This is a genomic window from Nigerium massiliense (assembly GCF_000826085.1).
Taxonomy (GTDB): Bacteria; Actinomycetota; Actinomycetes; order Propionibacteriales; family Propionibacteriaceae; genus Propioniciclava; species Propioniciclava massiliense.
This window is the reverse complement of sequence record NZ_CCYM01000003.1, coordinates 255,326-266,891: the sequence shown is the minus strand read 5'-3', so window position 1 is coordinate 266,891 and position 11,566 is coordinate 255,326. Positions and strand designations below refer to the sequence as shown.

Sequence of the window (11,566 nt, the reverse complement as noted above, 5' to 3'; positions counted from 1 at the left end):
AGCGTCCGCCCGATCGGCCCGGAATGTGAGACCCGGGGTCCGATCAGCCGGATGCCCTGTCGGGACGTCGCCCGCCTGCTCAGGCCGAGGGGACGCGGGCGCCCACGCGCATGTCCCAGCGGCCGTCGGACGGCGGTTGCTCGCCGCGCAGCCCGGCCACGAGCTCGCTGATGGCGTCCATGATGCGGCCGGACGCCGCGACCTCCTGCTCACGGGTCGGCGGCTCCCCCGCGGGCGGGCGCAGGTCGTCCAGGTGGACGGGCGGGCCGAGCGTCACCTGGACGGTGCGGCGCGGGAACAGCTTGATCCGGGTGACCTTGGGCGGCGCCATGATCTCGTGCGCACCCCACTGGCCGGCGGGGACGACGTCCGCGCCGGTCCTCAGGGCCAACCGGGCCGCGCCGAGCCGGGGGGTCATGGGCCACAGGTCGGGGTCGCGGGTCACCGTCCCCTCGGGGTACATCGCGACGCACTCTCCGGCGGCCAGCGCGGCCTCCGCGGCGACGAGGGACTCCCCCGAGCGCTCGCTGTTGCGGTACACGGGGATCTGACCGCAGGAGCGCCCGAGCCACCCCACCACGGGCATGTCGAACAACTCCGCCTTGGCCAGGAAGCGGGGGTAGCGGCCGGCCCTCACCAGGAACCACTCGAGCATCACCGGGTCGACGTAGCTGATGTGGTTCGACGCCACGATCACCGGTCCGGACGGCGGCAGGTGCTCCGTCCCCGACCATCGGGTGCGCACCAGCAGGGGCAGCACCGCGTCCTCGACACGGCCGAGGTTGCGGTAGACCGGCCCGACGCGCTCACGTGTCACGCGCCGAAGCGTACGCCGGGCCGGGTCACCGTTCAGTGCCCGCAGCGCAGATCGGCCTTGTCGCGCAGGGCGTTCACCATCGCGTCGGGCTCGTCGGCGCGGAAGACCGCCGAGCCGGCGACGAAGACGTCCGCACCGGCGTCCACGCAGCGCTCGATCGTCGATTCGGAGACGCCACCGTCGACCTGGATCCACAGCTCCTGACCCGTGCGCTTGGCGATCTCGCGGGTGCGCTCGATCTTGGGCAGCATGCTGTCGAGGAACTTCTGCCCGCCGAAGCCGGGGTCAACGGTCATGATCAGCACCATGTCGAACTCGGCGATGATGTCGGCCAGCGGCTCGATCGGGGTCTGCGGGCGCAGGGCGACGGACGCCCGCGACCCGGCGGAGCGGATCTTCCGCGCCGTGGTGATCGGCGCCTGCGACGCCTCGAGGTGGAACGTCACCGACTCGCAGCCGAGTTCGGCGTACTGGGGAGCCCAGGTGTCGGCGTTCTCGATCATCAGGTGCATGTCGAGGAACGAGTCGGGGTGGTTCTTGCGCAGGCACTCCACGACGGGGAGCCCGAGGGTGAGGTTCGGGACGAAATGGTTGTCCATGACGTCGATGTGGATGCCGTCGGAGCTCGGGATGCGAGCGATCTCGTCGTCGAGAGCCGCGAGGTTGGCGTTCAGGATGCTGGGATGGATGCGATTGGCCACGTTCCGACCCTAGTGCCCCACGCGGAACAGGGCCATGAACATCCCGTCGGTTCCGTGCCGGTGCGGCCACAGCTGCGCCGACCAGCCGCCCTCGCGCGCCGCGTCCGGGACGCCGAGGAGGTCGGCGGTGCGCAGCCGCTCGACGGGGGTGGCGGACGCGGCGAGAACGTCAAGGACGATCTCGACGGTCTCGCGGGTGTGCGGGCTGCAGGTCACGTAGGCGACGACGCCGCCCGGACGCGCCGCCCGCAACGCGGACGTCAACAGCCGGCGCTGCAGCCCGACGAGCTCGTCCAGGTCGGCGGGCCGGCGCCGCCACCGCGACTCCGGACGCCGCCGCAGCGCGCCCAGCCCGGTGCAGGGGACGTCGGCCATCACCTTGGCGAAGGCGCCGTCCGCCCAGGCCGGACGGGTGCCGTCGGCGCAGAGCGTGACCGGGGCGTTGGCTCCGGTGTAGGCCCGCAGCCCCTGCTGAACGAGGCGGGCGCGGTGCTCGGCGAGCTCGGACGCCACGAGCGTTTCGCCGGAGGCCATCGCCAGCCCGGCCAGCAGCGCGGCCTTGCCGCCGGGGCCGGCGCACAGGTCGAGCCAGGGCCCGGGCGGCGCAGGATCGACCGCGGCGAGCGCGGCGGCGACCAGCTGCGAACCCTCGTCCTGGACGCCGGCGCGCCCCTCGCGGACGGCGGGGACGTCGGCGGGGTTCCCGGGACGCCGCGCGCCGAACCGGGAGAACCGGGTCGGATCGCCCTCCAGCTCGGCGACCTCGGCCAGGCCGGGGCGGACGACCAGCGTCGGCGCCGGGTTGACGTTGTTGGCGGCCAGCGCCGCCTCGGCCTCGTCCCCGAGCAGGGCCACGTACTCGGCGGCGATCCAACGCGGGTGGTGGGTGCGGGTCGCCAGGGCGCCGAGGGCGTCCTCGTGCCGGGTGAGTTCGGCGATCCAGGCGTCCAGGTCGCGCGCGGCGACCTTGCGGAGCACCGCGTTGGTGAGGCCGGCGACCTTCTCCCCGACGTGCGCGGCGGCGAGCTCGACGCCGGCGTCCACCGCCGCGTGCTGCGGGACACGCATGCTCAGCAGCTGGTGGGTGCCGAGGCGCAGCACGTCGAGGAGTTCGGGTTGCAGCGAGCCGGGCTTGCGGCCGGACGCCGCGGCGATGATGCGGTCGTAGGTGCCCTGCAGGCGGCAGGTCCCGGAGACGAGCTCGGTGACGAAGCCGGCGTCGCGGGCGTCCAGGCCGGCCTCGGCGAGGGCCTGGTGGGTGGCGAGATTGGCGTAGGCGCCGTCCGCGGTGACCTGGCGCAGAACCTGGTAGGCCAGCGTGCGGGCAGGGTCGGCGCCGCGGCGGCGGAGCCGCTGGTGCGGCATCAGCGACCGCCCGGCTCGGCGTCGAAGCGGACGCCGTCCGCGTGCAGGCCGCGTCCCCAGTCGGGGGCGGCCATCTCTTTCTTGCCGGCGGGCTGGACGCGGACGAGCTCGAGGTCGCCGGCCCCGGTGCCGACCAGGACGCGGCGCTTCTCGGCGCGGACCTGGCCGGGCGCGAGATCGGTCGTATCGAACGGCCTGGCCAGGGCCACCTTGACGCGGTCGCCGTCCAGGGTGGTCCAGGCCATCGGTTCGGGGGACGCCCCGCGGATCAGCCGGTCGAGCTCGGCCGCGGGACGGGTCCAGTCGAGGCGGACCTCGTCGACCTCGATCTTCGGCGCGACGGTGACGCCGTCGGCGTCCTGCGGAAGGGGGGTGACGCTGCCGAGCGAGCCCACCACGTCGGCGAGCAGGGCGGCGCCCTCGTGGGCGAGGAGGTCGAGCAGCTCGCCGGCCGTCTCGGTTCCGCTCAGCGGCTGGATGACGCTGCCGTAGAGGGGGCCGGCGTCCAGTTCCTTGACGAGCTCGAACACCGTCGCGCCGGTCACCTCGTCGCCGGCCATGATCGCCCGCTGCACCGGCGCCGCTCCGCGCCAGCGCGGGAGCAGCGAGAAGTGCAGGTTGACCCAGCCGAACCGCGGGATGTCGAGCACGCGCTGCGGGAGGAGCGCGCCGTAGGCGATGACGGGGCAGGCGTCTGGGGCGATCTCGGTGAGTTCCGCGATGAAGTCCTCGTCGCGGGGACGCTGCGGCTTGAGCGTCGGGATCCCCTTGTCGGACGCCCACTGCCCAACCTCGCTGGGCAGCAGCTTCTTGCTGCGCCCGCGGGCGGCGTCCGGGCGCGTGACGACGGCCGCGATCTCGTGGCCGGCTGCCGCGAGGGCCTCCAGGGACGGGATGGCGACGGACGGGGTTCCTGCAACGACGAGACGCACGGCGACCACCCTAGCCGCCCCCTTGACACCGCCCCGGAACGGTTGCCAGCCTCATGCTGGCCGACGACGTTCCCGGCGTGGGACCCGACCTGGAGGCGACCCGGTGAAGATCGACCTGAAGAAGGACCTCAAGCACCTCTACGCGCCCGGGGCCCGCGACTTCGTCGAGGTCGAGGTGCCGCCGCTGACCTATCTGGCGATCGACGGGCACGGCGATCCGAACACGAGCGAGGAGTACGCGGCCGCCGTCGCCGCGTTGTACGCGGCGGCCTACACGATCAAGTTCGCCTCGAAGGGCGCCGGCGTCGACTTCGTCGTCGGCCCGCTCGAGGGTCTGTGGACCAGCGCCGACCCGGCGAGCTTCACCGCCCGCGACAAGTCCGCCTGGGACTGGACCATGCTCATCGCCCTGCCCGACCAGGTCGCCGGCGAGGTCATCGTGCAGGGGCTGAGTTCCGCCGCCACGAAGAAGCCGGAGCTGCCGCTCGACCGGGTGCAGACGCGCCGGATCGACGAGGGCCGGTCGCTGCAGATCCTGCACGTCGGGTCGTACGACGACGAGACCCCGACCCTGGCCAGGCTGCACGGCGAGGTGATGCCCGCCCTCGGGGTGACGTGGAACGGCCCCCACCACGAGATCTATCTGGGCGACCCGCGCAAGAGCGCGCCCGACAAGCTCAAGACCGTGCTGCGCCAGCCGGTCAAGCCCGTGTCCTGAGCCCACCCTTCCGAGGACGCCTTCCGAGCGCCCCCAGGGGTCGCGCCGCGTCAGCGGCGGAAGTGCTCCCCCAGCTCGCCGATCAGGGCGGCGCAGGCGTCCTCGCGCTGGGCGACGATGGCCGACAACCACTGGGTCCCGGCGGTGACGAGCCCGTCCGGCAGCGCCTTGACGGCGTCGACGTACCTCGTCCCGGACGCGGCGGCGGTGCTGAGCTCGTCGACCAACTCCGTCGGCGCCTCGGGCAGCCCGTCGGCGCCGAACCCGCCCAAGGACGCCTCCAGGCCGGCGGCGAACGGAGCGTGCTTGGGGTCGTCCGGGTTGAGCTTGGCCCCCAGATTGCGCAGCCGGGTCAGACGCTCGCCGCGCCCGGACGCGATCATCGCCAGGGCGCCCTCGGCGACCAGGTCCCCCAGCGGTTGGGCGGCGAAGAACCGCAGCCGGACCGTACGGTACCAGGCTTCGAGGGCGTCGAGGTTAGCGAGATAGGTCACGTTGTGCGCGACGAGGCCCGCCAGCTTGGGCAGCCGATGCGGGTCGAACGGGCGGCTCAGATCGGGAGGCGGCGCGACGAGCGTGAGCCGGTCGGGGTCGTCGATGTCGGCGCGGATCACCGACCCTGCCCCGACGATCGAGCCGTACGCGACCCGCACGGGTCCCACCGCGCCGCCCTGACCGCCCAGGAAGATCGGCTTGCTGCGCAGCATCACCCCGGCCGGAACGTCGCCGAACAGCGACGGGGTCGTCTTGTCTCCCGACGGGGTGAAGTTGAAGTGGATGTAGCTCGAGCCGACCTCGGAGTGGTCCGAACGCGACGTCCCGCCGGCCAACAGGCAGTCGCAGAAGTTGATCAGCGACCCCAGGGTCGCGAACGGGAACAGGATGGTCTGCTTCAGCCCGACGGTGTGCGCGCCGCCGGACTCCTCCTCGAGCAGGCAGCCCTCGCGGATGTGGTGGCCGAGCCCGACGTTCGCCCCCTCCAGGAACACCGCCTTCGCGGCGTAGCCGCCCTTGAGCGCGACCTTCGGGCCGAGCCGGCAATCCTCGATCGTCACGGGACCCTCGCGGCCCAGCTCGCAGCCCGCGCTGATCACGGTGGCGGCCCCGCTGAGGCGGCAGCCAGGGTGAATGGTGACGCCGTCGCCGCTGATGCGGTCGGCGTCCACGTCGTCGCCGATGGTGACGGTCGCGGGATTCGGCATCCGAACCCCCTTGTCGAGCAGGCGTTGGACGGCGTCGCTCGCGTCGGCGGATGGCATCGTTCCTCCCTCGGACAGGCTTGGTCCCAGGATGTCAGTCGATCACCTGCGGGTCGACCCGGACGCGCACGGCACCCGCCACCTTTCGGGACGACCGCCGGCTCGACTCGGCCTTCACCCCCGCGAGCAGTTCGACGGTCGCGGACGCCGGCGCCCGCAGCGTCAGCCGGAAGACGTCGTCGGACAGCTCCAGCGGGCCGAAGAGCTCGCGTCCCGGCACCTGGGCGGTCGCGTCGTCGTACCCGGGCAGCGCGTCGGCGGGGCCCTCGATCACGACGAGCTTCGCCACGGGCGGCATGGACGCCGCGGCACGCTCAGCAAGCTCCCGCTCGGCGAAGCCCGGGGCGTCCAGCCGCACCAGGGCCTGGAGGGCGCGGGCGTCCGCGGGGCCGACGGCGATGACGCTGCCGCCCTCCCCGCCCGGACGCACCAGCGAGCACACGGTCAGCCAGCGGCGCAACGCCTCCTCGGCGGCGCGCAGCTCGGGCCGGGTGAGCAGCAGTTCCGAGTCCAGCAGGACGGCCGCGGCGTAGCCGGCGGCCGGTCGCGGCTCGGACCCGGGCGTCGCCAGCACGATCGCGGGCGACTCGCCGACGGCGTCGACCGGGTGACCCGACCACGACTGCACGACGGCGGTCCCGGGGAAGGCCCGGCTCAGTTCCTCGGCGGTCCGGGTGACGCCGACCCGCGGTGCCCGCAGCCTGGTGTCCCCGCACGTGTCGCAGCGCCACGGCTGCCGCAGGGGGCCACACAGCGGGCAGACCAGCCGCAGCCCGGCCGCGGGGTCGCGTTCGCCCCGCAGGGTCTGGCCGCAGCGCGGGCAGCGGGCGGGCTCGCGGCACGTCTGGCACGAGACCGCCGAGACGTAGCCCGCGCGTGGCACCTGCACCAGCACGGGTCCGGACGCGAGTCCCTGCCGCAGCACCGCGAAGACGTCGTGCGGCAGCCGGGCGGCGAAGGCAGCGGGGTCGCGGTCGAGCGCGCGGTCGGTGTCGGACGCCACGCGCACCAGCGGACCCTCCCGGCGGACCGCCGTGAACGGCAGCGCCAGCGGCACCAGCCAGCCCTTGGCCACCAGCGCCTGCACCTCGGCGGTGCGCTGGTAGCTGGCGAACAGCAGCGCGCAGTGCTCGACGCTGGCCCGCAGCGCCGCGACCTCGCGGGCGTGCGGGTAGGGCGCGCGCGGCTCGCTCAGCGTGTCGTTGCCGTCGTCCACCACCACGAGCAGCCCGAGGTCGGGCACCGGCGCGTACACGGCGGCGCGCGTCCCCAGCACGATCCGGACGTTCCCCCGGGCCGCGGCCAGGAAGCTGCGGTAGCGCGCGGCCGGGCCCAGATCGGCGCTCAGCGTGACGAAGCTGCCCGCGCCGAAGCGCTCCTCGACAACCTCGACCAGCCTGTCGAGCGCGTCGGCGTCCGGAACGACGATGACGCCGCGGCGTCCGGACGCCAGCGTGGCGCCCAGCGCCTCGCACACGCCCGCGGCCCAGTCCCCCGCCGGGCCGAACACCGGCGCGGGGTTCCAGGCTGCGCGGACGGGGTTCCCGGCCGCCAGCTCGGCGAGGAACGCCTCCCCCTCGGGGTGGGCGGGCAGCAGCGTCGGCTCGGGCGCCGGGTCGGGGTCGGGGTGGAGCGTCGGCTTGGCCTTCTCGGTGGTCGCGTGCCTGCCGGGCACGGCGAGCCGGGCGACGTCGGCGAACGTCCCGGCGTAATGGTCGGCGACCTCGCGGCACAGCCGCGCCACGGGACCGCTGAGGACGACCTCGCTCGAGACGACCCGCTCCAACGGGCGCAGCTTCGCGTCGGCGTCCGAATCGTCGCCGAGCCCCAGCACGAAGCCGTCGCGCAGGCGCCCGGCGAACCGCACCCGCACCCGGCAGCCCACGGCGATCGCGTCGCGGGCGACCTCGGGCACGAGGTAGTCGAAGGGGCGATCGAGGTGCGGCAGCGACATGTCGACCGCGACGCGCGCCACCAGGGGCGTCGTCGGTTCGGTCATGCCGGCGATCCTAGGGCTCGCCCGGGACGCCCAAGGTTCGGCCGGCGACGGTGCGGGGCGATCAGCCCTTCACCGCGGCGGCGAGCGCCTCGGCGCGGTCGGTGCGCTCCCAGGTCATCACGTCGAGCTCGCGGCCGAAGTGGCCGTAGTTCGTGATCTGGGAGTAGATCGGGCGCAGCAGGTCGAGGTCGCGGATGATCGCGGCCGGACGCAGGTCGAACACCGACAGCACGGCGTCGTTGATCTGCTCCACCGGCACCTTCTCCGTGCCGAAGCACTCGGTGTAGAAGCCGACGGGGTGCGCGCGGCCGATGGCGTAGGCCACCTGCACCTCGCAGCGGTCCGCCAACCCGGCCGCCACCACGTTCTTCGCGACCCAGCGCATCGCGTAGGACGCGGAGCGGTCGACCTTGGACGGATCCTTGCCGGAGAACGCCCCGCCGCCGTGCCGGGCCATGCCGCCGTAAGTGTCGACGATGATCTTACGGCCGGTGACGCCGGCATCGCCGCGCGGGCCGCCGATGTTGAACCGCCCCGTCGGGTTGACGTACGAGCGCATCCCCTGCGAAGAGATGTCGTAGCGGTCAAGGACGGGGGCGATGACCTTCTCGCGGACGCCACTCTCGATGAGTCCTGCGTTCCACGCCTCCTCGGTGTGCTGGGTGGAGACGACGACGGTGTCGACCCGGACGGGCGTGACGCCGTCGTACTCGATCGTCACCTGGGTCTTGCCGTCGGGCAGCACCCAGTCGAGCTCGCCCGACTTGCGCACCTGCGCCAGGCGCTCCGACATGCGGTGCGCGATGTCGATCGGCAGCGGCATCAGCGAGGGCGTATCGCGGCAGGCGTACCCGAACATCAGGCCCTGGTCGCCGGCGCCCTGCTGGTCGAACGCCTCGTCGGCCTCGCCGTCGCGGACCTCCTCGGCGTTGTCGACGCCCTGGGCGATGTCGGGGCTCTGGCTGCCCAGGCAGACCAGGACTCCGCAGGCGCGGCCGTCGAACGACGTCTCGGCGCGGTCGTAACCGACGTTGACGATGCGCTCGCGCGCGATGCCCTGGATGTCGGCGTAGGCCTGCGTCGTCACCTCGCCGGCGACGACGACGGTGCCGGTGGTGACGAGGGTCTCGACGGCGACGCGGCTCTTGACGTCCTGGTCGAGGAGCGCGTCGAGGACCGCGTCGGAGACGGCGTCCGCGACCTTGTCCGGGTGCCCCTCGGTGACGGACTCGGAGGTGAAGAGGCGGCTCATGTGGTTACTCCTTCTCGGCTGCCGGCCGGTGCTGGCGTGCGCGGACGCCGAGGGCGGCGTCCAGGATGCGGTGAGCGACGACGTTCTTGTCGGCGGTCGCGGAGGCGACGATGCGGTCGCGGTCGATGATGGTGACCGCGTTGCCCGCGGCGCCGAAGACGGCTCCCCCGCTGACGTTGTTGCAGACGAGCAGGTCGCAGCCTTTGCGGGCGAGCTTGGCGCGCCCCAGTTCGAGCAGCGCCTCGGGGCTCTCGGCGGTCTCCGCCGCGAAGCCGACGATGACGCCGGCGCGCGGGTGGTCGGACGAGATCGTCGCCAAGACATCCATGGTCTGCCTGAGCTCGAGCGTGAGCCCGGCGTCACCCTGCTTCTTCAGCTTGGTCTGGCTGGACGCCGCGGGCGTGAAGTCGGCGGGCGCGGCGGCCATCACGACGATGTCGGCGTCACGGGCCTCCTCGCGCATCACCGCGCCGAGGTCACCGGTGGAGACGACGCGGCGCACCTCGACCGAGCTCGGCGTGGGCTCGGAGACGTTGGCTGCGGCGAGCGTGACGCGCCCGCCGCGCAGCGCGGCGGCGCGGGCCAGCGCGAGGCCCTGGCGTCCGCTCGAGGCGTTGCCGAGGAACCGCACCGGGTCGAGTGCCTCGTGGGTGCCGCCCGCGCTGACGACGACCTTCAGACCGGCCAGGTCGCGGGTGCGGACGCCCGTGACGGTCGCATCGTCGCCGAGCAGCGAGGACGCCGCCTGGTGGATGTCGTCGGGGTCGGGCAGGCGCCCGGGGCCGGAGTCGGCGCCGGTGAGGCGTCCGTCGGCCGGGTCCATGACGATGGTGCCGCGCTCGCGCAGAGTCGCCACGTTCGCCACGGTGGCGGGGTGCCGCCACATCTCGGTGTGCATGGCCGGGGCCATCAGCACGGGGCAGCGCGCGGTCAGCAGCACGTTCGTCAGCAGGTCGTCGGCGCGCCCGCCTGCGGCCCGCGCCAGCAGGTCGGCGGTGGCGGGCGCCACGACCACGAGGTCGGCTTCCTGCCCCAGCCGGACGTGCGGCACCTCGTGGACGTCGGACCAGACCTCGGTGCGGACGGGACGCCCCGACAGCGCCGCCCAGGTCGCCTCGCCGACGAACGTCAGCGCGTTCCGGGTCGGGACGACGGTGACCTCATGGCCACCTTCGGAGAACCGGCGCAGCAGCTCGCAGGCCTTGTAGGCCGCGATGCCGCCGGCGACGCCCAAGAGGATGCGGCTCACGTCGCGGCCCGATCAGGCCAGATCGTCGGTGCTGAACGGATCGAGGCTGAAGTCGGGGTCCTTCTCGGCCTCGGCGCGCGCGGCGGCCTCGGCCTCGGGGTCGATGTCCGTGCACACGAGGACGTCCGCGTTGATCTCGCGGAGCGCGATGGTCAGCGGCTTCTCCTGCACGGTGGTGTCGACGAGCGGGCCGACGTTCTCCAGCAGGCCCTCCCCGAGCTGGCTGTAGTACGCATTGATCTGCCGGGCGCGCTTCGCTGCGAACGTGACGAGGCGGTACTTCGAATCGACCTTCGTCAGCAGTTCGTCGATCGGCGGGTTCGTGATGCCCTCAGGAATGGGATTGCTCAAGATTGACCTTCGGTCTCGGAGTTTGTCGCTAAGCCAAGCAAGTCTATCAACTGTTCAACAGTCTGGCTCACCTGCTCGTTGACGACGATGTGATCGAACTCGCTCGCGGCGGCCATCTCCACCTTCGCCGTGGCCAGCCTACGCTCCATCTGTTCGACGTTCTCGGTGCCGCGGCCCACGAGCCGGTCGACCAGCGCGCCCCAACTGGGCGGCGACAAGAACACCGACCGCGCCTCGGGCAGCCGCTCGCGCACCTGGCGGGCGCCCTGCAGGTCGATCTCGAGGATCACCGGACGCCCCTCGGCGGCCGCCGCCAGGACCGGCGCCTTCGGCGTCCCGTACCGGTGGACGCCGTGGACGGTCGCCCACTCGAGCAGCCCGTCATTGGCCACGAGGTCGTCGAACTCCTCGTCCGAGACGAAGAGGTAATGGAAGCCGTCCCGCTCCGTCGGGCGCGGCGGTCGTGTCGTCGCGGACACCGACACCCACACCTGGGGGCAGGCCCGGCGCAGGGCTGACACCACGGTTCCCTTCCCGACCGCCGTCGGCCCCGAGATGACCGTGATGTCACCGCTCACTTGAACTCAGCCTTCAGCCCTGCGATCTGGTGACGACCGAGCCCGCGGATGCGGCGGTTCGGGGCGATGTCGAGACGCTCCATGACGGACGACGCACGCTTCTCGCCCACGCGCGGCAGCGACTTCAGCAGGTCGATTACCTTCACGTGCGCGAGGACGTCGTCCTCCCCCGCCGCGTCGATCGCGTCGGAGAGGCTCAGCTGGCCGCTACGCACCTTCGCCTTGAGGTCGGCTCGCTGCCGGCGCGCCTGCGTCGCCGCGGCCCGGGCGGCCTGCAATTGCTCGGTGGTCAGTTGTGGAATCGACACGATGATCTCCGGGGCTCGGTACTGATGAGGTGGCCCC

General features: G+C 73.0%; 12 protein-coding genes. 1 reads left to right on the top strand and 11 read right to left on the bottom strand.

The features are described from left to right. Window positions 1-79: 79 nt before the first annotated feature. The 4 genes from BN1187_RS07595 to fmt are packed head-to-tail and all read right to left on the bottom strand — an operon-like array spanning window position 80 to window position 3,815. The gene (locus tag BN1187_RS07595) at window positions 80-817 is read right to left on the bottom strand and encodes a lysophospholipid acyltransferase family protein (protein WP_235750636.1); all 738 of its coding nucleotides are present in this window, start codon (window positions 815-817) and stop codon (window positions 80-82) included. 32 nt (window positions 818-849) lie between these two features. After that, entirely contained in the window at window positions 850-1,518 is a 669-nt protein-coding gene (gene rpe / locus BN1187_RS07590; RefSeq protein WP_040160613.1) for a ribulose-phosphate 3-epimerase, read from the bottom strand. A gap of 9 nt (window positions 1,519-1,527) precedes the next feature. Then, window positions 1,528-2,886 (bottom strand): RsmB/NOP family class I SAM-dependent RNA methyltransferase, encoded by a 1,359-nt coding sequence (locus BN1187_RS07585; RefSeq protein WP_390620224.1) that lies wholly within the window; start codon window positions 2,884-2,886, stop codon window positions 1,528-1,530. Beyond that, on the bottom strand, window positions 2,883-3,815 hold the full coding sequence (fmt, locus tag BN1187_RS07580) for a methionyl-tRNA formyltransferase (RefSeq protein ID WP_040162615.1): 933 nt from the start codon (window positions 3,813-3,815) through the stop codon (window positions 2,883-2,885). The genes BN1187_RS07585 and fmt overlap by 4 nt, the downstream gene beginning before the upstream one ends. Before the next feature lie 103 nt (window positions 3,816-3,918). Between fmt and BN1187_RS07575 the strand changes: the two genes are divergently transcribed. Beyond that, window positions 3,919-4,533: a GyrI-like domain-containing protein gene (locus tag BN1187_RS07575; protein WP_040160609.1), complete on the top strand. Its 615-nt coding sequence runs from the start codon at window positions 3,919-3,921 to the stop codon at window positions 4,531-4,533. A 50-nt stretch (window positions 4,534-4,583) separates the two neighbouring features. Here BN1187_RS07575 and BN1187_RS07570 read toward each other — a convergent pair whose 3' ends face one another. From BN1187_RS07570 to mihF, 7 genes are all read right to left on the bottom strand, one after another. Next, the gene (locus tag BN1187_RS07570) at window positions 4,584-5,792 is read right to left on the bottom strand and encodes a UDP-N-acetylglucosamine pyrophosphorylase (protein ID WP_040160607.1); all 1,209 of its coding nucleotides are present in this window, start codon (window positions 5,790-5,792) and stop codon (window positions 4,584-4,586) included. Window positions 5,793-5,826: 34 nt separating this feature from the next. Beyond that, window positions 5,827-7,791, bottom strand: coding sequence for a primosomal protein N' family DNA-binding protein (locus tag BN1187_RS07565; protein WP_040160605.1), 1,965 nt, complete (start codon window positions 7,789-7,791; stop codon window positions 5,827-5,829). Between the two features lie 61 nt (window positions 7,792-7,852). Next, on the bottom strand, window positions 7,853-9,043 hold the full coding sequence (gene metK, locus BN1187_RS07560) for a methionine adenosyltransferase (protein WP_040160601.1): 1,191 nt from the start codon (window positions 9,041-9,043) through the stop codon (window positions 7,853-7,855). Window positions 9,044-9,047: 4 nt separating this feature from the next. Next, on the bottom strand, window positions 9,048-10,292 hold the full coding sequence (gene coaBC / locus BN1187_RS07555) for a bifunctional phosphopantothenoylcysteine decarboxylase/phosphopantothenate--cysteine ligase CoaBC (RefSeq protein WP_040160599.1): 1,245 nt from the start codon (window positions 10,290-10,292) through the stop codon (window positions 9,048-9,050). A 12-nt stretch (window positions 10,293-10,304) separates the two neighbouring features. Further along, window positions 10,305-10,643, bottom strand: a complete 339-nt coding sequence (gene rpoZ, locus BN1187_RS07550) for a DNA-directed RNA polymerase subunit omega (RefSeq protein WP_040160597.1) — start codon at window positions 10,641-10,643, stop codon at window positions 10,305-10,307. Further along, entirely contained in the window at window positions 10,640-11,221 is a 582-nt protein-coding gene (gmk, locus tag BN1187_RS07545; protein ID WP_052462483.1) for a guanylate kinase, read from the bottom strand. Before gmk ends, rpoZ begins: the two co-directional genes overlap by 4 nt. After that, window positions 11,218-11,529, bottom strand: a complete 312-nt coding sequence (mihF, locus tag BN1187_RS07540; protein WP_040160596.1) for an integration host factor, actinobacterial type — start codon at window positions 11,527-11,529, stop codon at window positions 11,218-11,220. Before mihF ends, gmk begins: the two co-directional genes overlap by 4 nt. Between the last annotated feature and the right edge of the window lie 37 nt (window positions 11,530-11,566).